General features: G+C 63.8%; 25 protein-coding genes. 16 read left to right on the forward strand and 9 right to left on the reverse strand.

The features are described 5' to 3' along the window. Positions 1 to 219: 219 nt before the first annotated feature. Positions 220 to 1491: an ROK family transcriptional regulator gene (locus tag ACBG85_RS08025; RefSeq protein ID WP_074447122.1), complete on the forward strand. Its 1272-nt coding sequence runs from the start codon at positions 220 to 222 to the stop codon at positions 1489 to 1491. Positions 1492 to 1506: 15 nt separating this feature from the next. Here the strand turns inward: ACBG85_RS08025 and ACBG85_RS08030 are convergent, their stop codons facing one another. Further along, positions 1507 to 1866 (reverse strand): nuclear transport factor 2 family protein, encoded by a 360-nt coding sequence (locus tag ACBG85_RS08030; protein ID WP_054187841.1) that lies wholly within the window; start codon positions 1864 to 1866, stop codon positions 1507 to 1509. Between the two features lie 70 nt (positions 1867 to 1936). Between ACBG85_RS08030 and ACBG85_RS08035 the strand changes: the two genes are divergently transcribed. After that, the gene (locus ACBG85_RS08035) at positions 1937 to 2806 is read left to right on the forward strand and encodes a LysR family transcriptional regulator (protein WP_029254832.1); all 870 of its coding nucleotides are present in this window, start codon (positions 1937 to 1939) and stop codon (positions 2804 to 2806) included. Here the strand turns inward: ACBG85_RS08035 and ACBG85_RS08040 are convergent. The 3 genes from ACBG85_RS08040 to ACBG85_RS08050 form a co-directional block, all read right to left on the reverse strand. Next, positions 2772 to 3776, reverse strand: coding sequence for a tocopherol cyclase family protein (locus tag ACBG85_RS08040; protein ID WP_165639691.1), 1005 nt, complete (start codon positions 3774 to 3776; stop codon positions 2772 to 2774). The two genes, ACBG85_RS08035 and ACBG85_RS08040, sit on opposite strands and share 35 nt — an antisense overlap. Further along, entirely contained in the window at positions 3773 to 4165 is a 393-nt protein-coding gene (locus tag ACBG85_RS08045; protein ID WP_042452984.1) for a PaaI family thioesterase, read from the reverse strand. Before ACBG85_RS08045 ends, ACBG85_RS08040 begins: the two co-directional genes overlap by 4 nt. 64 nt (positions 4166 to 4229) lie before the next feature. Continuing rightward, on the reverse strand, positions 4230 to 5003 hold the full coding sequence (locus tag ACBG85_RS08050) for a PIG-L family deacetylase (protein ID WP_003942001.1): 774 nt from the start codon (positions 5001 to 5003) through the stop codon (positions 4230 to 4232). Between the two features lie 111 nt (positions 5004 to 5114). Here ACBG85_RS08050 and ACBG85_RS08055 point away from each other — a divergent pair, with 111 nt between their 5' ends. The 8 genes from ACBG85_RS08055 to ACBG85_RS08090 all read left to right on the forward strand — a co-directional run bounded on the left by ACBG85_RS08055 (position 5115) and on the right by ACBG85_RS08090 (position 13606). Then, positions 5115 to 6341 carry an MFS transporter gene (locus ACBG85_RS08055; RefSeq protein WP_003942019.1) on the forward strand — a complete coding sequence of 409 codons (1227 nt, stop codon included), beginning with the start codon at positions 5115 to 5117 and terminating at the stop codon, positions 6339 to 6341. After that, a complete protein-coding gene (locus ACBG85_RS08060) occupies positions 6287 to 7114 on the forward strand; it encodes an alpha/beta fold hydrolase (protein WP_165639690.1) in 828 nt (275 codons plus the stop codon). Before ACBG85_RS08055 ends, ACBG85_RS08060 begins: the two co-directional genes overlap by 55 nt. A 42-nt stretch (positions 7115 to 7156) precedes the next feature. Continuing rightward, on the forward strand, positions 7157 to 8485 hold the full coding sequence (gene mshA, locus ACBG85_RS08065) for a D-inositol-3-phosphate glycosyltransferase (RefSeq protein WP_003941843.1): 1329 nt from the start codon (positions 7157 to 7159) through the stop codon (positions 8483 to 8485). After that, positions 8482 to 8979 carry a YbjN domain-containing protein gene (locus ACBG85_RS08070; RefSeq protein WP_047268888.1) on the forward strand — a complete coding sequence of 166 codons (498 nt, stop codon included), beginning with the start codon at positions 8482 to 8484 and terminating at the stop codon, positions 8977 to 8979. The genes mshA and ACBG85_RS08070 overlap by 4 nt, the downstream gene beginning before the upstream one ends. A gap of 139 nt (positions 8980 to 9118) precedes the next feature. Continuing rightward, positions 9119 to 10720 carry an AMP-binding protein gene (locus tag ACBG85_RS08075; RefSeq protein WP_029254834.1) on the forward strand — a complete coding sequence of 534 codons (1602 nt, stop codon included), beginning with the start codon at positions 9119 to 9121 and terminating at the stop codon, positions 10718 to 10720. Between the two features lie 46 nt (positions 10721 to 10766). Further along, a complete protein-coding gene (locus ACBG85_RS08080; RefSeq protein WP_003941992.1) occupies positions 10767 to 11522 on the forward strand; it encodes a phosphoglyceromutase in 756 nt (251 codons plus the stop codon). A gap of 162 nt (positions 11523 to 11684) precedes the next feature. Continuing rightward, complete coding sequence (locus ACBG85_RS08085; protein ID WP_003941938.1) at positions 11685 to 12920, forward strand: cell wall metabolism sensor histidine kinase WalK; 1236 nt, start codon at positions 11685 to 11687, stop codon at positions 12918 to 12920. Further along, complete coding sequence (locus ACBG85_RS08090; RefSeq protein ID WP_003942020.1) at positions 12917 to 13606, forward strand: response regulator transcription factor; 690 nt, start codon at positions 12917 to 12919, stop codon at positions 13604 to 13606. Before ACBG85_RS08085 ends, ACBG85_RS08090 begins: the two co-directional genes overlap by 4 nt. Positions 13607 to 13693: 87 nt before the next feature. On the opposite strand, the gene ACBG85_RS08095 is transcribed toward ACBG85_RS08090, so the two are convergent. Then, a complete protein-coding gene (locus tag ACBG85_RS08095; RefSeq protein ID WP_003941928.1) occupies positions 13694 to 14479 on the reverse strand; it encodes a hypothetical protein in 786 nt (261 codons plus the stop codon). Between the two features lie 66 nt (positions 14480 to 14545). Between ACBG85_RS08095 and ACBG85_RS08100 the strand changes: the two genes are divergently transcribed. Genes ACBG85_RS08100 through ACBG85_RS08110 form a run of 3 tightly spaced genes read left to right on the forward strand, consistent with a single transcriptional unit; the run spans position 14546 to position 17506 of the window. Then, positions 14546 to 15496 carry a Ppx/GppA phosphatase family protein gene (locus ACBG85_RS08100; RefSeq protein WP_003941975.1) on the forward strand — a complete coding sequence of 317 codons (951 nt, stop codon included), beginning with the start codon at positions 14546 to 14548 and terminating at the stop codon, positions 15494 to 15496. Further along, positions 15496 to 16614 carry a cytochrome d ubiquinol oxidase subunit II gene (locus tag ACBG85_RS08105; protein WP_165639689.1) on the forward strand — a complete coding sequence of 373 codons (1119 nt, stop codon included), beginning with the start codon at positions 15496 to 15498 and terminating at the stop codon, positions 16612 to 16614. The genes ACBG85_RS08100 and ACBG85_RS08105 overlap by 1 nt, the downstream gene beginning before the upstream one ends. A gap of 7 nt (positions 16615 to 16621) precedes the next feature. Beyond that, entirely contained in the window at positions 16622 to 17506 is an 885-nt protein-coding gene (locus ACBG85_RS08110; protein ID WP_042923251.1) for a sugar phosphate isomerase/epimerase, read from the forward strand. Here the strand turns inward: ACBG85_RS08110 and ACBG85_RS08115 are convergent. From ACBG85_RS08115 to ACBG85_RS08130, 4 genes are all read right to left on the reverse strand, one after another. After that, positions 17486 to 18919: an HAD-IB family hydrolase gene (locus tag ACBG85_RS08115; RefSeq protein ID WP_003941905.1), complete on the reverse strand. Its 1434-nt coding sequence runs from the start codon at positions 18917 to 18919 to the stop codon at positions 17486 to 17488. The two genes, ACBG85_RS08110 and ACBG85_RS08115, sit on opposite strands and share 21 nt — an antisense overlap. Beyond that, positions 18916 to 21252, reverse strand: coding sequence for a glycerol-3-phosphate 1-O-acyltransferase (locus tag ACBG85_RS08120; protein WP_007735324.1), 2337 nt, complete (start codon positions 21250 to 21252; stop codon positions 18916 to 18918). Before ACBG85_RS08120 ends, ACBG85_RS08115 begins: the two co-directional genes overlap by 4 nt. 3 nt (positions 21253 to 21255) lie before the next feature. Continuing rightward, positions 21256 to 22722 (reverse strand): wax ester/triacylglycerol synthase domain-containing protein, encoded by a 1467-nt coding sequence (locus tag ACBG85_RS08125; protein WP_058038153.1) that lies wholly within the window; start codon positions 22720 to 22722, stop codon positions 21256 to 21258. A gap of 159 nt (positions 22723 to 22881) precedes the next feature. Further along, positions 22882 to 23505 (reverse strand): TetR/AcrR family transcriptional regulator, encoded by a 624-nt coding sequence (locus ACBG85_RS08130; RefSeq protein ID WP_003942051.1) that lies wholly within the window; start codon positions 23503 to 23505, stop codon positions 22882 to 22884. A 150-nt stretch (positions 23506 to 23655) separates the two neighbouring features. Between ACBG85_RS08130 and ACBG85_RS08135 the strand changes: the two genes are divergently transcribed. Genes ACBG85_RS08135 through proC form a run of 3 tightly spaced genes read left to right on the forward strand, consistent with a single transcriptional unit; the run spans position 23656 to position 25986 of the window. Continuing rightward, positions 23656 to 24294, forward strand: a complete 639-nt coding sequence (locus tag ACBG85_RS08135) for a MerR family transcriptional regulator (protein WP_372026862.1) — start codon at positions 23656 to 23658, stop codon at positions 24292 to 24294. Then, positions 24291 to 25136 carry a thioesterase family protein gene (locus tag ACBG85_RS08140; RefSeq protein ID WP_007735317.1) on the forward strand — a complete coding sequence of 282 codons (846 nt, stop codon included), beginning with the start codon at positions 24291 to 24293 and terminating at the stop codon, positions 25134 to 25136. The genes ACBG85_RS08135 and ACBG85_RS08140 overlap by 4 nt, the downstream gene beginning before the upstream one ends. Before the next feature lie 34 nt (positions 25137 to 25170). Then, entirely contained in the window at positions 25171 to 25986 is an 816-nt protein-coding gene (gene proC, locus ACBG85_RS08145; protein WP_003941923.1) for a pyrroline-5-carboxylate reductase, read from the forward strand. Positions 25987 to 26110 lie beyond the last annotated feature (124 nt).

The following is a 26110-nucleotide window of genomic DNA, read 5'->3' on the forward strand; positions in this document are numbered from 1 at the left end:
GCCATGTCGACCGACCAGCCTGCCGCTTTGCGGGTCACCTATGTGACCGCTGCGCTTGGTTCGCGTCTGCCTCTGGCGCGAGAGCTGTGTTGTCGCCGCCGTTCTTTCTGCAGCTAATTTCTGCGCCTTTTCTGTCTATTTCTTCGTGTGACCAGTGGAAACGCTGATTTCTCGGTCGACAGAGATATGCGCCTTCTCCTCCTTCTGCAAGGGACAGCCATGTCGACACCCACAATCTCCGCCATTCCGAACATCCGATCGCGAACCGCGCTCTCGGGAACCCGGACCCGTACCCAGATAGTTGCGCCCGAACTACGCATCGCCGACGGTCCGTCCGCGACTGTGTTGCGCATTGCTCGATCCCGTGGGCCGCTCTCACGTGACACTGCGGCAAAGGCATCAGGGCTGAGCATCGCCACCGTGAACCGGCAGGTCACGAGCCTGCTGGACCTCGGGATCCTGCGCGAACGCGCGGACCTGACGGCCTCCGGAGCAATCGGGCGTCCGCGAGTTCCGTTCGAGGTCAACCACGAGCCTTATCTGACAGTCGGCATCCACATCGGTGCCGTCGTCACCAGCATCATCGCCAGCGACATTCGTGGAAAGGTGCTCGGCGCCGTCGAGATTCCGACGCCTGCCACCAATTCTGCTGTCGCGCTTGCCACCATTGCGCGCTCGGCCAAATCCTTTGCCTCGCGGTGGCACAAGCGTCGTCCGCTCGCCGTCGGCGTGGCCATCGGCGGTCGCGTCGATTCAGCGACCGGAGTCGTCGATCACCCGCGTCTGGGATGGAAGGGCGCCAAGGTCGGGTCCATCATCGGAGCCGGCTTGGATCTCCCTGTATCGGTAGCCGCCCACGTCGAGGCGATGGCCGCGTCGGAACTACTGCTCAGCACCGACCGTGCCGAAGCCCCGACGCCGGGCACTACCGGCCTGTACTTCTACGCTCGTGAAACTGCCGGCATCGCAATCACTTTCGAAGGGCGAGTGCACACGCCGTCCAGCGGACCCGGTTCGATCGCGCACCTCCCCACCGGTTCGTCCGCACGGTGCACCTGCGGAGCCGTGGGTTGCCTTGAAGCGACGATCAGTGACCGCGCCGTAGTCGCGCAGGCTTTGTCTTCGGGCGCCGTGATCCAGGGCAGCGAGCGTGTCACGATCGCGGACGTCTACCGGGCCGCGTCGTCGGGTTCCATTCCGGCACACGAGCTTCTGGTTGATCGAGCACGCGTCCTCGGCCGGACAGTGGCGATGCTGCGTGACCTGTTCAACCCGGATCGTGTGATTCTGGGTGGTCAGGCATTCACCGACTATCCGGCCGGGGTGCCCCATGTCGCCGAGGCTTTCTCGACGGCATCCTCCTTGGAGCGTAAGGACATTCGAATTACCGGTTTCGGCAATCGGGTTCAGGAATACGCTTCCACGGTCGTGTCACTGAGCTCACTGTTTGCTGATCCCGCTGCGGCTATGCGCCGCGCGTCGGCCGTCTGACTGCGAAGAGGGCAGTCAGAGTTCCGGTCGATCCAAGACTCGCAACCATGATCCGTCGGGCTGGCGGCGCGCGACCTGCGTGCGCCCGCCGGTTCCGTCGGAAGGTTTGGTCGAGGTCATGGCCAGGTCGCCGCTGATCACCGTCGGTAGAGATTCCTCGACGGTGAATCTCGGTGCTGCGGCGAGCATCTGAGAGATCACCTCGCGGATGGCTTGGCGGCCCACGGTGAGGGATCCGGGCGGGAAGGCCATCACCGCATCCTCCTCGTAGAGTGCGGCGACGGCGTCTGCGTCACCAGCGTTGGCGAACTGCACAAAAAGCTTCGCGATGTCTTCCGGGGTTCCGGCCTTCTGAACGTCATCTGTTGTTGTCATGCTTCCATCGTTCTACCGCACCGGCGATAAGTCCAAGATCTAGTTTGTCTCGCAGCTAGAATCAACAGTTATGGAACTTCGGCAGCTCGAATACTTTGTCACGGTAGTGGAGGAAGCCAACTTCACTCGCGCCGCCGAGCGGCTTCACGTAGCCCAACCGGGTGTGAGTGCGCAGGTCAAACGGCTGGAACGTGAGTTGGGGCAGGAATTGCTCGATCGTAGTGGTCGAACCGTTTGTCTGACCGACGCCGGGCGAGCTGTCCTCCCGCACGCCTACGCTGCACTCGCTTCCGTTCAGAGCACCCGCGACGCTGTCGATGCCTTGAACGGACTGGTTCGGGGTTCCGTTTCGGTCGGGATGGTTACCGCCTGCGCTTCCGCCGACCTCACAGATCTGCTCAGTCGGTTGCACAACAAACACCCCGGACTGGACATTTCGCTGGCCGAGGACGATTCGCGCAGTTTGCTTGCCGGAGTGTTGGACGGAACCTTCGACATAGCCGTCATCGGGGTGGCGGGCAAGCTGCCGGAAGGGCTCGAATCGAGGGTGATCACCGACGAACGACTGGTGGCCGGAGTGGCGGCGGATCATCCGCTGGCCGAGGTGTCGTCTCTGCCGTTTGCCGAACTCGCGACGCAATCGGTCATCTGTCTGCCGGAGGGAACCGGCATCAGAACGTGTCTGGACTTCGCGTGCGCCGCAGCCGGCACCAAGCCGACGGTTGCGCTCGAGGCAAGCAACCTCGGCATCATCGTTTCATTGGCAGCGCAGGGGCTGGGAATGGCCGTGCTTCCGGAGTCGACAGTGGGGGAGTTGCATCGGATCGATCTCGAACCGGAAGCACGATCTCGGCTGGAATTGGTCTGGCGTTCGTCGGGCGGCAAGAATCCGGCGGCCTCTGCTCTCATCGATCTTGCGAGAGCTGTTCCCGCCGAGTGAGTTCGGCCTGCGCCCGATCCAATCCGCCGTGCTCGAGAGCGGCCAACCGTGACCTGTCCTTCCAGACGATGGTGCCGCGCCGGCGGACGATGACCGACATGGTTCCACCGAGATGCTCGAGCGCTCCTGGCACGTTTCGACGCTCGGCAGGTATCGGAACAGGAAGGATGTGTGCGTCGGCGATGGGCGCGGTCCCGTCGATGTCGACGCTCCACTTCCGGCTGTAGCCGCGAAGAGTCCAGCGATCGTCGGACACCGTCGTCTCCACCTGTGACGTCAGAGGATTACCCAGCCGCAATACCGTTCCGTCCGGTAGCGCGGCAACGACGGCGGTGACTTCGGTGCGCAGAGGTCCGGCGCTGACCTGTCCGCCGGCAAACGCCACGCAGGCTCGAGGATCGGTGAACCCCTGTGCCTGTCCCCACCACCAGGATTCCGGGAATCCTCCCTTTCCCCAGTTCTTCTCGCCGTACACCTGCGCTCCGGTGAGATCCCAGCTCTGCCCGTCGATGACGGCGCTTCCCTCGACCCGGCCGCCGAGCAGCCACGGATGCCAGTACTGATTGAGTGCGGGAATTGATTGGAAGTAACTCGATCCCCCGAAGCGGCGGTGCGGCCAGAATCGCTGACTACTGATCCGCACGTCGAGATGACTGTCGCCGAAATCGACCTGGAGTCGATCGGCATTGCCGCGGAAAGCGTTGTCGGCGTAGGCCCCCAGGATACGGGGATCGGCCGATCCGCTCGGGTGCTCAGCAGTACGGAGGAATCCGCCTGGATGTGCCGCGAGACCGAGCGTCGACCAGTTGCCGCCGTCGGACTTGTTGATTCCGGCGAGCGCAATCACCACCCGCCCGCTCTCTGGCATCGTGAATCGCCAGAAGTAACCCTCCATCGCAACGTCATGGGAGGCAAGCAGATTGCCGTACGGCAGGGTGCCACCCGAGGCGCGGTACGCGGGACGCTTCACGGTCCCAATACTGCCTGTGATGCGGTGACCTGAGCGACGAGGCGGCCCTCGTCGTCACGAATCTCGGTCACGACCGCGATGGTGCTGCGTCCCGCGTGCAATGGACGGGCAGTTGCGGTGACCGTGCCTTTACGAACCCCGCGGGTGAACACGGTCGACGAACTGGTGGTGGACGTACTTGCGCCGGGCGGCAGATTGAGGAATGCACAGACGGCGCCGACGCTGTCTGCCAGCGTCATCAAGGCGCCGCCGTGCATTCCGTTGCCGGCGGTGGTGCGGTGGCTGTCCCAATCCAGATGGCCGACAACCTGTTCGGGTGCCGCGCTGTCCAACTGAATTCCGGTGTGAACTGCAAAAGGCATGCTCGCGACAAGTTGTTCGAGGTCCATGCCTACCGATGTTAACGAGCCGCCGAAACCTCCGTCGGGACTTCGGTTTATCGAGGGCGGTGACTCACAGGGGCAGGGCGGTTTCCGACAGCCCTTCCGGCGCGTTGCGACGACGGAACCACTCGGTGCCGAATGCCGCGGCGAGCTGCTCCGTCGGCATTTCGAGGAACGGGCCGAAATCGCCGACCTGCGTTGCGTGCGCGTACATGGCCGCGCGCTTGGACGAGATCACCGAACTGACATCGACCGCGGTGGTGAGTTGGTCAGCCGGAAGCCCGAACGATTCGATGTCCGGCGGCTGCGCCTCCTCGGTCCACTCGGGGTTGGCCTGCATCAGCATCTTCATGTGATCGCGGTTGGTGGACGCCTCGTAGACGAACGGCGTGCCCGCGAGTTCTGCAGCACGAACGCCGACGTGGTGGACCTGGATGTGATCCGGGTGGCCGTATCCGCCGTTGGGGTCGTAGATGGTCAGGACATCGGCGTTCTCTTCACGAAGAACCTCGGCCAGACGCTCGGCGGCCTTCTCGACGTCGACGTTGCAGAACGCTTCCGGATTCTCGTTCTCGGGCGTACCCACCATCCCCGAATCCGGGTAGTGCAGGGACACGACGCGACTGGCACCCAACGCGTCGGTGGACGCCTCGAGCTCACGGCTGCGGCGCTGAGCCAACGTCTCGTATTCGTCCAACAGTCCGTCGGGGAATTCACCGAGAGCACCGTCGGTAGCGGTGACGACTACGACGCGGTGACCTGCGTCGGCGGCCATTCTCATCACGCCGCCCGTAGTGAAAACTTCGTCATCGGGATGGGCGTGGAAACACACCAGGACACTCATTCGCGCAATCGTAAGGCAAGTTACCGACAGGTCAACCCGAGCGCACAGTGAAAACGATTTGTCGAGTCGGCCTCGGCTCTGTGAACCTTGTTCAGTGCACGAGAAGCTGACATGAGCGAATCCACCAACAAAGGCCTGCTGAGCGCCTACCGCGAGATCTTTGCCGCCCCCGGATCGGTCGCCTTCTCGGCCGCCGGATTTGTCGCAAGGCTGCCGATCGCCATGATCGGTATCGGAATCGTGACGATGATCTCGCAACTTCGTGGTGACTACGCGCTCGCCGGCGCGCTCGCCGCGGTTTTTGCGCTCTCGTCGGCGATCATCGCGCCCGCGGTCTCGCGTGCGGTCGACCGCTTCGGACAGCGAGCGGTCCTGCCGATTGCCGCAGCCGTGAGCGTCACCGCGATCGGGGCGCTCCTGCTCGCAGTCCGGATGGAAGCTCCCGACTGGCTGCTGTTCGTTCTGGTCGTCCCCGGCGGCGCCACTCCGACGATCGGCGCGATGATTCGCGCCAGGTGGGTGGCGATCTATGTCGGAAAACCTCAGCTGCGCACCGCCTTCGCCTTCGAATCGGTGGTGGACGAGCTCTGCTTCGTGGCGGGCCCGGTCATATCGGTAGGTCTGAGCATCGGGCTCTTCCCCGAGGCTGGACCACTGGCAGGGTTGATCCTGCTGGTCACCGGAACCCTGCTGCTGGTCATACAGCGCGGAACCGAACCGAAGGTGCATCCGCGTCGACCCGGCCGCGGACGATCGGTTCTCGGTAACCACGTGATGTGGATCGTCATCGTCATCATGGTGATGCTCGGAACGATCTTCGGCGTCATCGACGTCGGCGCCATCGCGTTCACCAAGGAACAGAATTCGCCGGGGTCGGCGACGCTGGTCCTCGCGCTGTTCGCCGGCGGTTCGGGAATCGCGGGACTGATCTTCGGGTCGATGCACCCGGCGCGATCGCTGCGCGGGCAGTTGATGATCGCGTCCTCGGCGGTCGCCGTTCTCAGCGTCCCGCTTCTGTTGGTCGGAAACGTGGCCGCACTTGCGGGTGCCTACGTGCTGGCGGGCGCGACCATCGCACCGACGCTCATCATCGCGACAGCCCTGGTCGAACAGATCGTCCCGCCGGAAAAGCTCACCGAGGGAATGACCCTGACGGTTACCGGCCTCGGCGTCGGCGTGGCGCTCGGGTCTGCACTGGCCGGACAGCTGATCGATCGCTACGGCGTCCCGTCGGCCTACATGCTCGCCGTCGGCGCCGCAGTCGCAGCCTCTATCGTGACGGCATGTCTATTCGTGAAGCCGTCAGCGTCGACGGCACGTCCATCGTCTATCGAGTAACCGGAAATTCGGCGGGGACCCCGCTGGTGTTGCTGCACGGCTGGGCTCAGTCCTCGCAGTGCTGGGGCGAGCAGGTCCTCGCGGACCTGGCCGCGGACTATCGGCTGATCGCCGTCGATCTGCGCGGCCACGGTTACTCCGATGCGCCCGAATCCGGATACGACGACTCCGCGAACTGGGCCGGCGACGTCGCGGCTGTTCTTGCGGCCGAAGGCGTCACCGAGAACGCGATCCTGCTCGGCTGGTCGTACGGCGGTCTGGTGATCTGCGATTACCTGGCAGCGCACGGAACCGGCGCGGTGGCGGGTGCGGTTCTGGTCGGGGCGATCACCAGCATCGGGCGCGGCGAAAAAGGTGGCAAGGTCGGCTCGGCGATGCGTAGCGCGGTTCCCGGCGCGATGTCCGAAGATCCCCGCGAGGCGATCCGTGCACTCGGCGCTTTCGGCAATGCTCTCACCGGCCCACCCGAAGGCAAGGGTGCAGCGTCGCAGGCCTTGTTCGGGTACAGCCTCTCGACGCGTCCGCGGGTGCGCGCAGCACTGTTCAACCGTGCTGTCGGTCACGACGAGTTGCTTCGCAACCTGGATATCCCCGTTCTCGTTCTGCACGGAACCGAGGACTCCGTCGTCGACGTGAGTGCAGGTAAGCACGCCGAGGAACTGATTCCCAAGTCCCAGGCGTCGTACTGGGAAGGCTGCAATCACGGCCCGTTCGTGGAGGATCCGACACGATTCGTGTCCGAAGTGCGAATGTTCATCTCGAGCCTCGGTTAGAGTTCGCGCCCGGTGAGGGGGCAGTATGGAGTCGTGACGCCCATGCACATTTCGCGCCCTCGCCGGGTGGCCGTTCTCTCGGTCCACACCTCGCCATTGGCGCAACCCGGCACCGGTGACGCGGGTGGGATGAACGTCTACGTTCTGCAATCCGCCATTCAGCTCGCCAAACGTGGCGTCGAGGTGGAGATATTCACCCGCGCGACGTCCTCGGCCGACGCACCCGTGGTGGACGCCGCTCCCGGAGTGCGGGTTCGGAACATTGCTGCTGGTCCCTTCGAAGGGCTGGACAAGGCGGATCTGCCGACTCAACTGTGTGCCTTCGTCGCAGGAGTTCTGCGGGAGGAAGCGCGCCACGAGCCCGGGTACTACAGCCTGATTCACTCGCACTACTGGTTGTCCGGTCAGGTCGGCTGGCTGGCCCGCGACCGCTGGGGCGTGCCCCTCGTACACACCGCCCACACCCTCGCGGCGGTGAAGAATCTTTCGCTTGCCGAGGGAGACACCCCGGAGCCGGCAGCACGTCAGATCGGCGAGCAGCAAGTAGTCGCCGAGTCCGATCGCCTGGTCGCCAACACCACCGACGAAGCCAAGGCGCTGCACGAGTTGTACGGCGCAGATCCCACGCGTATCGACGTCGTGGCTCCCGGCGCCGATCTCACCCGCTACCGACCGGGCGATCGCGATTCCGCCCGCGCGTCGTTGGGGTTGGACCCGGGCGAGGTCGTCGTGACTTTCGTCGGCCGGATCCAACCTCTGAAAGCGCCGGACGTTCTGCTGCGTGCTGCCGCCGAAGTGATCAGCCGTCGCCCCGAGTTGCCGTTGCGCATCCTCGTCGTCGGCGGGCCGTCCGGAACTGGCCTCGCGCGGCCGGACGTGCTGATCGAACTGGCACGCTCACTCGGCATCACAGCGCAGGTGACGTTCTTGCCGCCGCAGGCTCCTGAGCGTCTCGCCGATGTCTACCGTGCCTCGGATCTGGTTGCGGTGCCGAGCTATTCGGAGTCCTTCGGATTGGTCGCCATCGAAGCTCAAGCCTGCGGAACTCCCGTGATCGCCGCCGACGTCGGCGGACTGGGAGTAGCCGTACGCAACGGGGAGACAGGCCTGCTGGTTCAAGGACACCGCACCGAAGACTGGGCCGGCGCCCTCGAATCTTTGGTGACAGCACCGACGCGCTTGGCCGAACTCGCCGCGCAGGCACCGCGTCACGCCGAAAATTTCTCGTGGGAACACACCGCGGACGGTTTGCTCGAGAGCTATCGCAAAGCCGCAGTCAACTACAACAACGGAACCGGTCCCAGCGACTTCTCGCCCCGCCGTGCACGGGGTCTGTGGCGTCTGCGCCGGACCGGGGGAGTGCGTACATGAGCAGCATTTCGGACACCATCGAGCAGGCCCTCACCGAGCGTGAACTCGACTTCACCAGAAAAGACGACGCGCATTTCATCGTCGAACTTCCCGGTGAACACAAACTCAAGACGTCGACTCTGCTCACCGTTGGCAATCACGGTGTGCGGGTCGAGGCCTTCGTGTGCCGCAAGGTGGACGAGAACTTCGAAGGCGTCTACAAGTTCCTGCTCAAGCGCAACCGCCGTCTGTACGGGGTGGCGTACACACTCGACAAGGTCGGGGACATCTACCTGGTCGGCAAGATCGCGGAGCATGCCGTGACCGGCGATGAACTCGACCGAGTGCTCGGTCAGGTTCTCGAAGCCGCCGACGGCGATTTCAACGTCATCCTCGAACTCGGCTTCTCCTCGTCCATCAAGCGTGAGTGGGCGTGGCGGGTGTCGCGAGGCGAGTCGCTGGCGAATCTCGAACCGTTCAAGCACCTCATCGAGGAGGAGCCCGCGCAGAGCTGATCGAGCGGGGTGAGACACATCGCGGATGTGTCACGTAAAGTGACCTTTACTTGTGACTGTCGTCACGGAATAATACTGTTCCCGTGAGTCACAGTAAGTTGGTCACACCACCCCGCCGCGCAACTTTTCGAGGAGCACAGTGAGCTTCAAGAGTCCGTTCCCCGACGTTGAAATCCCCAACCTCAGCGTCTACGACTTCCTGTTCGGAAACACCGACCCCGCAGACCTCGACAAGACGGCATTCGTCGAGGGCAGTTCGGGCGCAGTCACCACATACGCTTCGCTGATCGCACAGATCAACGGCGTTGCAGGCGCTCTCGCAGCGCGCGGACTCGCCGTCGGCGACGTGGTCGGGCTGCATTCGCCCAACGTCCCGGCCTTCGGTTCCGTCTTCCACGGCATCCTTCGTGCCGGTGGCGTCGCGACCACGATCAACGCGCTCTACACCGCCGAGGACATCGCCAAGCAACTCACCGATTCCAAGGCAAAGTTCCTCTTCACCGTCTCGCCGCTCCTGCCGCAGGCAAAGGCCGCTGCTGACCTGGTCGGTATCCCGGCTGAGAACGTCTTCGTGCTCGACGGGGCCGAAGGCCATCTGTCGCTGCGTGATCTGCTCGGCGAGGGTGCAGCGGCGCCGGAGGTCTCCTTCGATCCGGCCACCCAGCTCGCGGTGCTGCCGTACTCGTCTGGCACCACCGGCCGACCCAAGGGGGTCATGCTCACTCATCGCAACCTCGTGGCCAACGTCTGCCAGATCATTCCGCGGATGGGCATCGAGACCGACGACAAGATTCTCGCGGTCCTGCCGTTCTTCCACATCTACGGCATGACGGTCCTGCTCAACGCTGCGCTCTATCGCCGCGCGAGCCTCATCACGATGCCGAAGTTCGATCTCGTCGAGTTCCTGCGGATCGTCGCCGAGCAGAAGTCGACGTACATCTTCGTCGCACCGCCCGTTGCCGTCGCGCTGGCCAAGCACCCGCTCGTCGATCAGTACGACCTCTCGAGCGTGCACACCATCTTCTCCGGTGCGGCCCCGCTCGACGCGGCGCTCGGCAAGGCCGTCGCCGACCGGTTGAACTGCCACGTCCGCCAGGGCTACGGCATGTCCGAGATGAGCCCGGTCTCGCACGCGATCCCGTTCGATCGTGACGACATCGCGCTCGACACCTGCGGTCCGACCATCGCCAACATGGAATGCAAGCTCGTCGACCCCGGAACGGGCGAAGAGGTCGCGTACCCGGCTCTCGGCTCGGACGGCGTCAGCGAGCCCGGCGAACTGTGGTGCAAGGGCCCGAACATCATGCTCGGCTACCTCGGCAACGACCAGGCCACCAAGGACACCCTCGACGACGACGGTTACCTGCACACCGGTGACATCGCGACCGTCGACGGCGACGGCGTCGTCAAGATCGTCGACCGCCTCAAGGAACTGATCAAGTACAAGGGCTACCAGGTTCCCCCGGCGGAACTCGAGGCCTTGCTGCTGACCCACCCGCAGATCGCCGACGCCGCAGTGATCGGCGTGCTCGACGCCGAGGGCGAAGAGGTTCCGAAGGCATTCGTGGTGCTCCAGGACGGCGCCGAGTTGACCGAAGCCGACGTGATCTCGTTCGTCGCCGAGCGCGTCTCGCCGCACAAGAAGGTTCGCCAGGTTTCGTTCATCAGCACCGTGCCGAAATCCGCGGCCGGAAAGATCCTCCGCAAGGATCTGCGAACTGCGGAAGTAGCCCCGAGCTGATTTCCGGACAGGGTTGATCAAGAAGGGTTCCGGTACTCGTGCCAGGATGAACGCCATGAGTATCGGAACCCTGGTCCTGCTCCGCCACGGCGAGAGCGAATGGAATGCACTCAATCTGTTCACCGGCTGGGTGGACGTACACCTGACAGACAAGGGCATGGCCGAGGGCAAGCGCGCCGGCGAACTGCTCGCCGAGCACAACTTGTTGCCCGACGTTCTCTACACGTCTCTGCTGCGCCGCGCGATCAGCACAGCCAACCTCGCGCTCGACGCCGCCGATCGCCACTGGATCCCGGTAGTGCGCGACTGGCGTCTCAACGAGCGCCACTACGGCGCTCTGCAGGGCAAGAACAAGGCGCAGACCAAGGAAGAGTACGGAAACGAGCAGTTCATGCTCTGGCGTCGTAGCTACGACACCCCGCCGCCCGCCATCGAAGCCGGCAGCGAGTACAGCCAGGACACCGATCCCCGGTACGCGAACCTCGACGAGGTTCCCTTGACCGAGTGCCTGCTCGACGTCGTCAAGCGTCTGATCCCGTACTGGGAGGACACCATCTCCCAGGAGCTGCTCGCCGGTCGGAACGTGCTGGTCACCGCGCACGGCAACTCGCTGCGTGCGTTGGTCAAGCACCTCGACGGCATCTCGGACGAGGACATCGCGGGCCTGAACATCCCGACCGGAATCCCGCTGCGTTACGACCTCGACGAGAACCTGAAGCCGCTCAATCCCGGCGGCACCTACCTGGATCCGGAGGCCGCAGCTGCCGGCGCCGCCGCGGTGGCGAATCAGGGCGGAAAGTAGCAACCCGATGATGTGCGTCGAGGCCCCCCGAACAGTGATTTCGGGGGGCCTCGGCCAACAGCAGATGAACGACGAACCAACGCCGTCCACCTGGCGGATTACACGGGTGGGAACGTCCGAACCCGCCGTAACCGACTCTTCGCGCGAACGTACGATTGCGCCGTGAGTGTCGTGATTGCAGTGCTGCTGGTCGTGGTCGCCGGCTTGGTCGGCTACCTCGTCGGCGGGGTGCTGGTACCCAGGCTGTCGTCGCGCCAGAGTCAGCGCTCGGACGAACAGACCGGGCTCACGATGTCCCAGGTTCTCGACCTCATCGTGTTGGCTTCGGAAAGCGGTATCGCCGTCGTCGACGGTTTTCACGACGTCGTGCTCTTCAATCCTCGCGCCGAGGAACTCGGTCTCGTCAAGAATCGTCTGGTCGACGAGCGAGCTTGGCGGGCTGCTCAGGAAGTTCTGCGGACGGGTCAACCCGTCGAGGTCGATCTGACGGCGCAGACCGCTCAGCGGGGCCGCGACAAGATCGCGGTACGTGGCACGGCCCGGTTGCTCAGCAAGGACGATCGCAACTTCGTGGTCCTGTTCGCCGACGACGATTCCGAGCAGGTCCGCATGGAGGCGACCCGACGCGATTTCGTCGCGAACGTCAGCCACGAACTCAAGACGCCGGTCGGTGCGATGAGCCTGCTCGCGGAGGCACTGCTCGAGTCCGCTGACGACCCGGAATCGGTGCGCCACTTCGGCGAACGGGTGCTCGGTGAGTCGATCCGTCTGGGCAAGATGGTCACCGAGTTGATCGCACTCTCGCGTCTGCAAGGTGCCGAGAAGCTGCCGGATCTCGACGTGGTCGACGTCGACACCGTGGTGTCCGAAGCACTGTCGAGGTCGAATCTGTCGGCCGAGGCCGCCGGGATCACGGTCACCACCGACCATCCGAGTGGGCTGGAAGTGCTCGGGGATCAGACTCTCCTCGTCACGGCATTGTCCAACCTCATCGAGAACGCTATTGCGTACTCGCCCAAGGGTTCTCCGGTGTCCGTCAGTCGTTCGGTACGCGGCGACAATGTCGCGATCGCAGTCACCGACCGAGGAGAAGGCATCGCGAAAGCGGACCAGGAGCGAGTGTTCGAGAGATTCTTCCGCGTGGACAAGGCGCGGTCACGGCAGACCGGTGGAACCGGTCTGGGGCTGGCGATCGTCAAACACGTCGCGGCCAATCACAACGGCTCCATCGAACTGTGGAGCAAACCGGGTACAGGGTCTACCTTCACGTTGCAGATACCGGCACACGTGGAGTCGGACGACGACATCGACTCTGACGACGCGGGAACCGCCGGTTCCACGCGGATCGGCAGACGAGAACAAGGCAGTAGAGAAAACGGCATGGAGGCCAAACGATGACGAGTGTGCTGATCGTGGAGGACGAGGAGTCCTTGGCGGACCCGCTGGCGTTCCTGCTCCGCAAGGAAGGCTTCGAGACCACCATCGTCAACGACGGACCGTCGGCGTTGGCGGAATTCGATCGCTCCGGAGCGGACATCGTCCTGCTCGACCTCATGCTGCCCGGCATGAGTGGCACGGACGTCTGCAAGGCGCTGCGGTCGCGCTCCGGCGTCCCCGTCATCATGGTGACGGCGCGTGACAGTGAGATCGACAAGGTCGTCGGACTGGAACTCGGTGCGGACGACTATGTGACCAAACCGTATTCGGCGCGTGAGCTGATCGCTCGCATCCGTGCGGTGCTGCGCCGCGGGGTGGAGAACGAGGCGGACCTCGCCTCCGACAACGGGGTGCTCGAGGCCGGACCGGTACGGATGGACGTCGAGCGCCACGTCGTGCAGGTCGCGGGTAACCCGGTGACGTTGCCGCTCAAGGAGTTCGATCTCCTCGAGTACCTGCTCCGCAACTCCGGTCGGGTGCTGACCCGCGGACAGTTGATCGACCGCGTCTGGGGCGCCGACTACGTCGGTGACACCAAAACCCTTGACGTACACGTGAAGCGGTTGCGTTCGAAGATCGAATCGGATCCGGCCAAGCCGGAACATCTGGTCACGGTCCGTGGATTGGGTTACAAGCTCGAAGCGTGATCGAACCTCGTCGAGAAGAAATGTCGAGAAGAATTCAGCCGCTCACACGATCGTGTGAGCGGCTGAATTCTTTTTGTTCAGGCGGAGTCAGCCCTGAGCTTTGTTCTGAGCGATCGTGGTCGCCGGATGGACTGCGATGAGGCCGAGGCCCGCGCGACGCCTGCAGAGGCGAGCCAGCTCGTCGTACGCGCGCTTTCCGAGAAGTTCCGTCAACTCGGGCCCGTAGGACTGCCAGACCTGCCGCTCCCCGACATGAGCGTCGGGGGAGCCGGAGCAGTACCAGGCGAGGTCGTCGCCGCCCTCACCCCAGCCGCGGCGGTCGTACTCGGTGATCGTGGTCTTGAGGATCTGGACGCCGTCCGGCCGGTCGACCCAGTCCTGGGTGCGGCGGATCGGTAGCTGCCAGCACACGTCCGGTTTCACCTCGAGCGGCTCGATGCCCTTCTTGAGCGCCATGGAATGCAGAGCGCAGCCCTCGCCTCCGGCAAAACCCGGCCGGTTGAGGAAGATGCACGCTCCTTTGTAGCGGCGGGTGCGCAGCGCGGGCTCGTCCTCGAGGTCGTCTTCTTCGACGTAGCCCTTCTTGCCGAGACCCTTTTCCATGAACTGCCAGTCTTCGGCTGTGAGCATTTTCACTGACGCATCGAGCTTGTCCTGATCTTCCTGATCGGAGAGGAAAGCGCCGTGCGAGCAGCAACCGTCGTCCGGGCGGTCTCCGATGATGCCCTGACACGCCGGCGTGCCGAACACGCAGGTCCAATGCGAGAGCAACCACGTCATATCAGCGGAAATGAGGTGTTCGGAGTTATCCGGATCGACAAATTCGACCCATTCGCGCGGGAAATCGAGATCGACCTCGGGGCTCGGAGTCATCTTGTGGGACCGGTCTGGGTTACCTGCTGTCACAAGGGCCGACCGTAGACCCAGTAACGTGGCGATGTGCGACTAGGGGTACTCGACGTCGGAAGCAATACCGTCCATCTATTGGTTGTGGACGCCCATCGGGGCGGCCACCCAACACCCATGAGCTCGACCAAGTCCACGTTGAGGCTGGCAGAAAACACTGACGACCGCGGCGATATCACCACGTCAGGAGCCGATCGGTTGGTGTCGACGGTTTCCGAATTCGCCGGTATCGCCAAGACGTCCGGGTGCGAGGAAATGATGGCTTTTGCCACTTCCGCGGTCCGTGACGCCAACAATTCCGAAGCCGTACTCGCCCGCGTCCGCGCCGAGACCGGAGTCAACCTCGAGGTTCTGTCCGGGGTCGACGAAGCCCGCTTGACCTTTCTGGCCGTGCGCCGCTGGTACGGCTGGAGCGCCGGACGCATCCTGAACCTGGACATCGGCGGCGGCTCGCTCGAACTCACAGCAGGTGGTGACGAGGATCCGGACGTCGCCTTCTCACTGCAACTCGGTGCCGGACGGTTGACGCGCGACTGGCTACAGGCCGATCCGCCGGGCAAGCGCCGGGTCGCTGTATTGCGCGACTGGCTGGACGCGGAGTTGGTCGGACCAGCCAAGGAACTGCGCGCCGCCGGCGACTGGGACCGCACGGTCGGGACTTCGAAGACCTTCCGATCGTTGGCTCGGCTCACCGGCGCGGCCCCTTCTGCCGCAGGCCCCCGGGCAAAACGGACCCTGACTTCCAGCGGACTCAGGCAACTCATAGCCTTCATATCCAGGATGACGGCGGCGGACCGTGCAGAATTGGAAGGAGTGAGCTCGGATCGGTCACAGCAGATTGTGGCCGGCGCGCTCATCGCAGAGGCAACCATGCGGGCGCTCGGAGTGGACGAACTGGAAATTTGTCCCTGGGCACTGCGTGAGGGTCTGATTCTGCGAAAGCTCGACACAGAAATGGGCGGTGAATTGGTGGTGAGTGCTTGATGACCGAGGACAGTCAGCAGATTTCCGTAGCGGAACTGCTCAAGCGGAACGGTCAGAGCGTCGAATCCCGAGGTGGACGACGCCGGCGCGGCGTAGCCGGTGGCATCTCCGTCGCCGAACTGACGGGTGAGATCCCGATCGTTCGCCAGTCGGGATCGCGCGCGGCCGCCGAGCCCGAGTCCGACGAACCAGCAGCCCGGCCCGAAGCCGCTGCGCCGGAAAACTCTGCACCTTCAGCGCCGGCCGAGGCCGTCGCGGAAACCGCCAAGTCAGTCGAACCGGCACCGAAGGTTCCCGCCGATCGCACCGCAGCCTTCGCCGTCTCGTTCGACGACGACGATGACGATGACGAGCCGCAGGCACCCAAGGGTGAGTCGAAGCCGGTTGCTGCGCCGCCGGTCACCACTCCGAAGCCGACTTCCACACCTCCGCCGGGACAGACCTCGAAGTCCTCGCCCGGGCAGTGGGTGAGCCGGGCACCGCTCAACTCCTCGTCACCGACGCAGGTAACGCAGGAACCAGCCCTGCTGTCGGGTCAGACCCTGGCGGGCGACCTGATGCGTCAGGAGCGCGCCGCAACGCAGTCGCCGTCGTTGCGTCCGCCGATCCTGCCGCCGCGTGTCCCCACTCCCGTCGCCAAGGCACCTGCACAGACCGCTCCCGCTCCGGCCGCGCCGGAAGAGAGCACCGAACTGATCGACAAGATCGCAGACGCGGATGTCGGCGAGGCCGAATCCACCGCTGTTGTCGATCTGGTCAAGGCACCGGCAGTCGATGACGGTGCAAAAAAGACCAGTGCCGCCGCGGAGTCCGATGTCGAAGCCGAATCGGCAGCGGAAGAGACAGGCGAGCGTAACTCGATCCGTGAATGGGCAGTGCTTGCCGGTCAGGTGGTTGTTGCACTGATCGTCGGCGGCGCGATGTTCAAGGGCTTCGAGAAGCTGTGGGACATGCTGCCGTGGGTGGCGTTGGTGCTCGCGCTGATCGTGATCGTCGGCCTGGTTGCTGTCGTGCGGGTTCTGCGGAAGACGGACGACATCACGAGTTTCGTGATCGCGGTGGTCGTCGGCATGATCGTGACGCTCGGTCCACTGGCGTTCTTGTTGACCTCGGGTTGATCGGACGATGATCGGGGGATCGCAGCGCATGGTTCGTCGGCCGATAGCCGTCGGCCTGTCGACGGCTTCGGTATATCCGGAGAACACGGAAGCAGCATTTCGCTACGCCGCTGATCTCGGATACGACGGTGTCGAACTGATGGTGTGGGCCGAATCCGTGAGTCAGGACATCGGTGCTGTTGCCGCCCTCGTTCGCAAGTACGCCATTCCGGTGCAGGCGGTGCATGCGCCGTGTCTGCTGATTTCGCAGCGCGTGTGGGGTTCCGATCCGGTCGAGAAGCTCGAGCGTTCGGTGCGCACCGCCGAAACCTTGGGAGCGACGACGGTGGTCGTCCACCCGCCGTTCCGGTGGCAGCGCAAGTACGCCGAAGGCTTCGCGGAACAGGTTGTCGAACTCGAATCGAAGAGCAGCGTCGTGGTGGCGGTGGAGAACATGTTCCCCATGCGCGCCGACAGCTTCTTCGGCGGCAAGGACAAGTCCGCGGAGCGTCTGCGTAAACGTGGCGGTCCAGGGGCAGCGTTGTCCGCGTTCAGTCCGTCGTACGACCCGACCGATTCCGATCATGCTCACTACACACTCGACCTGTCGCACACCGCGACGGCGGGCATGGATGCCCTGGAGTTGGCCTCCCGTATGGGCAAGGGGCTCGAGCACCTGCACCTGGCCGACGGTCGCGGGGCGTCGATGGACGAGCACCTGATTCCGGGGCATGGCTCACAGCCGTGCGCGGAGTTGTGTCAGCAATTGGCTGCGAGCGAATTCAGCGGCCAGGCAGTCATCGAGATCAACACGCAGAACGCGCGCACCCGGCGGGAGCGGTCGTCGATGCTGGCGCAGGCGCTCGCGTTTGCACGCGAGCACCTGGCACGCTCAGCGGTGGCCGGCAAGTAGCGCAGCTTCGAACTGCGCGCGCACCTTCTCGACGTGTGCGTCGAGGTCTTTGGTCTCCCAGCCTTCGGTCGAGATGGGATCGAGCACCGAGACATAGACCGGGCCTGGATGGGCGACAAGCGAATTGCGCCACATCCGTTCACCCGCGTTGTGAATCACCACGGGCACGATCGGCACACCGGCTTGGATCGCCAAGTGGAATCCACCCTTCTTGAAAGGGCCCAGACGTGGCGTCGGAGAACGGGTGCCCTCCGGAGCTATGACTATCGAGACACCATTCTTCAGCTTGTCGACTGCCGGTTGCAGTGCAGCCTTCGCCTTCGTGGTGTCGGTGCGGTCGATGTAGGCGACGTCGAGCAGTGCACCGACGGGCATGAACCGCGGATCGCTTGCCGCTTCCTTCTTCGCGACGCCGGTCACGTCACGCTTGATCACGGTGCCCAGGACCAACATGTCCAGGGAACTCTGATGGTTGAACATGAACACCGCCGGGCGGTGATCCCACACGTTGTGCTCGCCGTCGATCTCGACGTCGATGCCCAGCAGTGAGAGCGAGATGTCGGGGCCGTACGTGCCGACCAGGTTCGCACCCAGTTGACGGTTCCCGGTGACAATGCCTGCCGACGCACCGAGGGCGGCGGTGGCAGCAAGCGCGCCCATGGCAGTCGCCGTTCGGATCGTGGAGATCGGTGTTGCGCCTCGTTGCGGTTTACGCAGGCTGACCGAAGGCCAGTGATTGCGCAACGCGATCTTGGCCAGACCACGATCGGGATTCAACGCGACAGGTCGCCCGACGGCCTCGAGCATGAAGACGTCTTCGACACCGTTGGAGTATGCAAACGCGTTCTTCAGATCGGCGCCCATCTTCTCGGCATAGCCTGCAAGGGCATTGGCCTTGGCCGGCCCCCACAGTGCGGGCGAAGACAGTTCGCCGGTGAGCATGCCGTCCACGACTTCGGGCTCGGTGCACAGCACGTCTTCGATGTCGAGATCTTCGGCGACGTACTTGGCCTGGAACGGAGTCGCCGACGTAGCCATCACGATCGTGTGGCCGGCTCGCCGGTGTGCCGCCAGTAGCCCGCGGGCTTCCGGGTAGATCATCGCGGCGATTTCCTGCTTGAACAGCCGTCGGCCCCAGTCGTTCAGTTCCTCGACGGTACGGCCGCCCAAGGCTCGAACGCCGATGTCCATCAGTGCTCCGACGTCAGCGCCGCGGAATTGGGTGTCGATCGCGGCACCGGTGGTGCGCAAGAGTTCGCCGACGCTGATATCCAAGCGTCGCAGGCGGTCTCGGTACACAACGCTGGCCGAGTACCCGCTGATCAAGGTGCCGTCGAGGTCGAAGGCGGCGATCGTTCCGGGCCCGGGCGGGGCGGCTTCGATGGCGGAGTGCAGACGCTCGAGTCCGGTCACAGTCCTACTTCCTCGTTCGCGGCGGGCGCTCGGTTTGCTTCTGGAATGGTCACTACCGCAGCGGCGTCCGGTACCGGCATCGCCACCTGATCGAGTCGTGCATGCGCGAGTGCGCGAAGGTGACGCAGGCGCTCGACCTGAACCTTGATCTCGGCAGCGAATGCCAGGCGCCGGGCCCGGACTCCGTCGTCGTCGACTTCGATCAAGTTACGGTTGCGCGCCAAATTCAGTGCGGTGGCGAACAACTCACCGGAGACGGATTCGTTGCTGGCGATCTGCTGCCGCAGTCGACGCTGATGTGCGACGTCGATGCAGTTGCTGATGAACGACTTTTCGTCGAACGATGTCGAAATCGGCGCGAGCACAAGCTGATCGGCGACAACCTGGTACGCCTCGAGGAACGGTTGGAGCACGCGGTGCGCGAGGTACGGGCGAACCGTCTCGATCATGTGCTCGGTTCGTTTGTCGTCGGCCATGACGGTTTCCCACTCGGGGTCGATCAGCGTCAGCTCGGTCCGCATCTCCTGCTCGAACGTGTCCCGGTCACTGAAGAAGAACTCGAATTTCAACAAATCTCGGATGCGCTTGGCCTCTGCCCACCCGTCCCCGATGGGGTCCTCGAACCGCTCTTCGACGGCTGCCTGAAGTACGAGTTCGGTGATGGCACGCACGACAAGAAAGTGAATCGTGTTGTTGCGGTAGAAGGCAGCGACGAGATGCTGGTCCTTGCCGAGGTAGAAGACCTGCTCGCCGCCCCGATCGAAGCGCTCGAGCACCCCGGAATCGACGTGTGTCTGCAATGCCTTCTCGATGACACGCGGATCGGACAGTTCGACGTCGCCGGCGATCGGAAGATTTCGCGCGGTGATGTAGCCGAACAGCGGCGTGAGAATCGCGGTGAGTTCACGAACTGTCAACGCCCGGTCTTCGATTCCGAGGAACGCCAACATCGCCAGTGAAGACACGGTCACCGGGGTGACCTCGTTGATGCGGTGACACACCTCGATGCCGGCCTTCTGAATGGCGAGGCGCTGATCGGTTTCCTGGCTGAGTGCGTCCGCGAGTGAGAGCGGCCGGCCGATGGTCACGTGCGCGACACCGTTGCGCTTTCCCTGGGCGCGTACGTAACCCACCATCCAGCGCAGGCCTTCCGGTGTCTTCTCGGCGCCGAGCGCCTCGGCAGCCATGGCCCCGACCTCGTAGAGTTGGTCGTAGCTCAGCGCAACCGGGACGAGGTACACGTCGGACGCTCCGCTGACCTGAAATGCCTTGGTCAGGTAGGTCAGGAGACCGAAGCGCGGCGGGCGTAGTTTCCCGGTACGTCCGCGTCCACCTTCGATGTACCACTCCAGATTGAAGCGCTTGGTCAGCAGATAGCGCATGTACTCGTGCATCGACCACTTGTAGACCTCGTCGTTGCCGATGCTTCGACGAATGAAGACGGTGCCGCTGCGCTTGAGGATCGAGCCCATGGGCCAGAAACTGATGTTGAGGCCGCCCATGACGTGATTGAGCGGCAAGCCGTTCGCGATCAACGCCGGACGCAGGACGAGGGGATCGAGGTACGAACGGTGACTGGGGAGGAAGACCAGTGAGTGTTCCTTGTTCAGCTCACGGAGTTCCTCGAAGCGGCTCGTGTCCACGTCCAGCTTGTAGGCGCGAGCGAAGTAGCGGCCCAGGCGATCCCACACCGCGATGGCTTGGCGACTCTGGGTGGCAACCATTTCTTCGAGAGCTTCACGTGCGCGGCGATCGACTTCGGCGACAGCGATGTTCAACCGGTCGGCCAAAGCCATGACCTCGGTGGCGAATCGGCGGGTGTCGGTGATCTCGTCGACGACGAACCGTGACACCTTGTACTGGCCACCCAGTAGGCCCAATTCGGCGCGTTCGAGTGCCAGAGCGGCCTGCCGTCGGATGAACTCCGGTAGCGAACCGCCACCGCTCTTTTCGAGGCGACGCTCGAGATCGCTCAGTGGTGCGGGTTCACCTTCGATGACCTGGCACCGTGAGGGGTCGGTGCGCAGGGTTCTGCGTTGTGCACCGCGTCCGGGGTGGAGAGGATCGCGTGGTGCCAGCGCATCACGTAGTCGCACCGCGACGTTGTGCTTGGTATGGGTGTCCGGAATCCACACCACGCGAAGCGGTGCGAGCATCGGGTCGTCGGTCCGTGCCGCCAGTTCTGCCAGGGTCTTGTCGGTGATGTTGACGGTGACCGGCCGAGTTTCGGATGAGCTTGCCTTGTCGGCAAGCCACTTTCGCAGCACGCCGGCTTCGGCCTCTGTCATGGTTTCGGTGAGGTACACGCGCGGGTTGGTCGTGTTCTCGCTCATGACTCACGCACCTTCCGTTGTGACTCCGAGAGCGACGATCTCGTCCAGGCTCTCCTGCAAGCACTGCATCAGCAGCGCGGGTTTTGTGATCGCAGCGGTGTCGAGATTGATTCCGATACAGCACACCCCGACGTGGGAGACCAGTGTCGCCATTGCCGCGCAACCGGGCGCCGGGCCGAACGGGAACATCCGCTCGATCTTCGCTCCGGCGAGATAGACCGGTACCGGTACGCCGGCGACGTTGCTGGCCTGCAGGTCCAGACCCGTCGACTGTGACAGATACCAGTTCGCGAGTAGATAATTCGGCAGGCGGGCGAGGATCGGGGCGGCGACGTCGATAGCGTCCAACGCCGGTTCCTCACGCAGACTCAGAACGATCTCTCGCACCTGCCTGATGCGTTTGGCCGGATCGGTTTCGGAGACCGGGCCGTTGAAGCGAACGGCTGCAAACCTGTTGCCGCCGTTGGCGTCTGCGCCCGTACGCATGCTGATCGGCATACCCATCGGAATGCTGTCGACGGACTGTCCGAAGGCTTCGTGGTAGCGACGGAAGCCGCCGAGCAAGGCAGCGACGTACGCATCGTTGAGTGAGCCACCGGCAGCTTTCGCCCCGGCCTTGAGCTCGGGGACACCCACCTCGAGAGTTCCGAACCATCGTCCGAGACCACGATCGTGGAGCAGAGGGGAACCGGAACGAGCTGGGGGAGTGACGATCTTGCGGAGTGAATTGGCGTAACCGAGGACCTCGGAAGCAGTCGTGATCGGACTCGAGATCGCCGTGGTCGCAACATTGGTGGCACCACGGACCAGCTTGGCGATACGCGAGGGCGCACGCCGGATCTCGCTGACGACCTCCTCGCCGAAGGCGCCCACCGACGACAGATGCTCAGGAGCAGGCGGTGTGCGGTCGGGCTTGTTCGGAGTGGGGTCCGGGCGTCTGCTGTGCAGGAGCGTCATCATCTGGATGCCGCCCATGCCGTCGGTGATGGAGTGGTGAGTCTTGACCACGAACACGGCGCGACCGTCGTCGAGACCTTCGATGAGCAGCGCGCTCCACGGCGGTCGAGCCTTGTCGAAAGGTTCCGTCGCAAGGTGACGACACATGCGCAGTGCGTGATCGAAGTCCGCCGGTGCAGGTAAGCGGACGCGTCGTAGGTGGTAGCCGATGTCGAACTCGGGATCGACGGACCACACCGGGTTGCCCAGCTGCATTGCCGGTTCCACTGCTCGCATACGAATACGCGGAACCACGTGCGATGCCCACTCCACTGCGTCGAGAAGTCGATCCCAGTCCGGGGCACGATCGAGAACCTCCACCGCAACGATCGGTGAGCGCAGTTGCGGCTGCGCCTCTTCCATCCGCCACATTCCAGTCTCGAAGTCGGACATCGTGCGGTTCGCCCCCCAGGCGACCGCGGAAAGGTCGACGTCGACCGCGCTAGGAGGAACAAATGGATTGCTGTTGGCCATACGTCAAGAACTCCCTCGGTCTGCGGATCCACCCCGCGCATCTCTGCTTCTAAGTGTGGACCCGCGACCGTGGGCGCGTCCCGGTTTCGGTGTCAGCCGACAGGTGTGACGTTCGTCAGTTAAGGGCTAATCGGACATGCCTCGAAATTCGACCAGCGTTCACGAAGTGACGCCGACGGCTTTCAGGGCTATCTCGCGGTAGAGAACACTGACTTCGCGCGGAGTCTGCGGTCCGTCGAGTCGATACCAGAGGACGACGGACTGACACATTCCCAGTAGTGCACGGCCCGTTCCGGTGATGTCCGGGACCGTGAACTCACCGCTCTCGACGCCTGCCGTCAGTACGTCGACGAGTAGGTTCTCGAGCTTCTTTCGCTTGGCGGCGTAGCTCTTTCGTTCCGCGTCCTCGAGGTACCGCAGTTCGGAATCGAGGAAGGCTATGTCGGAGCGACTGGTCATGTGCAGAACACACGCCTCGACGAGATTGCCGAACTGTGCCGTCGGCGACGGTCCGGCAGCGTCGACCGCAGCGCTCGCGCGTGCGGTGACGTTCTCGATGCCCGGTTCCATCAGCGCGACGAGGATGCCCTGTTTGTTGCCGTGGTGGTAATACAGCGTCGGCACGGTGACACCGGCACGTTTTGCGATGTCACGAACCGACGCTCCGTGGTAACCGAGTTCGTGGAACACCTCGAGTGCGGCGGTGAGCAGGGGAGTCAGCGTCAGTGGTTCCACGATGCGCCACTGTTCGTCGGGCTGAGCCTCCGACTGCAAATCCGTCATTCCGCCTGTTCGCTCCGTTCGGAAATTTCTGGTGATGTGCGCAAAGAAGGTTCAACCCTAGCGCAAGGCGTGTCCTCCTTACCGATGCTCGACCATCATTGGATAGCATCACTATCCAGTAATGGGTCGAGCGAGTTGGACGGAGGAGCGGTGAAGGTTTCCGAACTGGCCGCACGGTCCGGCGTTGCACTGGCCACTATCAAGTACTACCTCCGTGAAGGTCTGCTGATGCCTGGTGAGCCGACCAGCGCAACGGGAGCGAGGTACGGCGAACAGCACGTCCGGCGACTCGCGTTGATCAGGGCCCTGGCCGGGGCGGGACTCGCGATTCCACGGATTCGCGCGGTGCTCGAACTGGTGGACAGTGACGCGCGATCCGAATTCGAGACTTTCGGCCGCGCAATCGCGCAACTACCCCCGTACGTGGAACCTGAACCGGATCCAGAGTTCCCCAGAGCTCGCAAGGTTCTGGAGTTTCTCGGTCAGGTCTTCGAGCCGAGGTACGTGGCGGTCGCGCACCTCGAGCGGGCACTGATCGGCCTCGAGGATGCAGGACTGAGTCTCTCGGACGAGCGCCTGCGCGCCTACGGCGACCACATCCGAGGGATTGCCGAAGTGGAAATCGAGCTGATGCCTACCAGTTCGACCGAGGACGGCATTCGCTATGCGGTCCTCGGAACCGCCATGTACGAACCCGTCCTGACAGCTTTGCGACGCCTGGCGCACCAAGATTTGGCCGCACGACATTTCCCGCAACACCGAGAAAGCACCGAACAGGAAAATCGATGAGCACCAGTCCCTTTCAAGATCTCAATCGCCTCACCTCGCTCGGCGACGGGCGATACACCGCAACGATCGATTCGATCTGGACCATCGGGCCGAAAGTGCACGGCGGCTCCATGATGGCTGTGTGCGCCGCTGCAGCGCGTCAATGTCTGCGAGACGGCGCAGGTGAGAACGACTCGCTTCTGAAGATGCAGCCACTCGCGGTGAGCGCCAACTATCTGTCGGCCCCAGATCCGGGTGAAGTCGAACTGGAGGTGATCGTCCGAAAGCAGGGACGCCAGGTCGCGTTATTAGACGTCGAGTTGAGCCAGGCGGGCCGCAGCGCTGTTCGCGCGGCGGTCACGCTCGGATTCCCCGATGACGGCGACCCCACCTTCGTCACGGCCTCGTCGATCGACGACATGTCACCGGAACCGCCGGAGAGTGCGGTGGCAGTCATCGGCGATCACCCGATGGCGCAGGTCGTGCATGTCGGTCAGGGTTGCGACATGCGAATCGACACCACCTCGGCGCACTTCCTGACCGGCAGCCAAGGCGAGGCCGAGGTCAGGATGTGGGTCCGTCCTCGACCCGAGGACGAAAACGACCTCGACACCGCTGTGCTGTTCGCGATCATGGCGGGTGACATCAGCGCGCCGGTGACGATGAACCGCGGCCTGTTCGGGTGGGCGCCGACCGTGCAGTTGACGACGTACCTGCGCCGACTGCCGACGCCGGGATGGCTTCGCGTGCGGGCGAGCTCGGATGTTCTGGGCAGCACGTGGTTCGAAGAGGATCATGCTGTTCTCGATTCGACGGGCGCAGTCGTCGTCCAGAGTCGTCAATTGGCGATGATGCCCCGCTAGGGTCGATCGCTGCGGTCGTGGCAGGCTGTTCGCCATGACAAGAATTGCGATTATCGGTGGCGGCAAGATCGGCGAGGCGCTGATCTCCGGGCTGTTGCAGGCCGGCCACGCCATCAAGGATCTGGTCGTCGCCGAGCAATATCAGCCTCGCGCAGACGAATTGATCGCCGAATACTCCATCCGCGTCAGCACGGTCGCCGATGCCGCCGAGGGTGCGGACGTCATCGTCATCGCGGTGAAGCCGAACGACGTCGAGTCAGCGCTCACGGCGTTGACGAAGGTCGATCTGGACGGCGACCTCGAACAATTGATCGTTTCCCTTGCGGCGGGAATCCCCACGGGATTCTTCGAAACGCGTCTGCCCGCAGGGTTCCCGGTCATCCGCGTCATGCCGAACACTCCCATGTTGGTCGGGGAGGGCGTGAGCGTGCTCTCGCCCGGACGGCACGTCAAGGCCGAGCATCTCGAGCTCGTACGCGGCATCCTCGGCAGCGTCGGCAAGGTGGTCACGGTTCCCGAATCGCAGATCGACGCGGTCACTGCTGTCTCCGGTTCCGGCCCGGCCTACTTCTTTCTGGTCGCCGAAGCGATGATCGACGCGGGAGTCGGTCTCGGCCTGACGCGCCCGGTCGCTACCGAATTGGTGGTGCAGACGATGGTCGGTTCCGCAGCGATGCTCGATCGCACCGGCGACAGCGCGACGGATCTTCGCGCCGCGGTGACGTCACCGGGCGGAACGACGGCTGCGGCACTGCGTCAGCTCGAAGCGGGCGGCCTGCGGACGGCGTTCTTCGATGCCTTGGATGCCGCCAAGTCGCGCTCGGCCGCGATGGGTGCAGCTGCGGATTAGTCGTCCGTTTAGCCACACCCGTCGCTTTAACCCCACCAGTACAGCTAAGCTCGACTTAGTACGTACGTGTCTGTTCCGCCGGAGGGGAAGCCGGCGGCGCGAGTCGTGCTGGAGGTATGTGGAT

Source organism: Rhodococcus sp. NyZ502, from assembly GCF_041464245.1.
Classification (GTDB): domain Bacteria; phylum Actinomycetota; class Actinomycetes; order Mycobacteriales; family Mycobacteriaceae; genus Rhodococcus_F; species Rhodococcus_F qingshengii.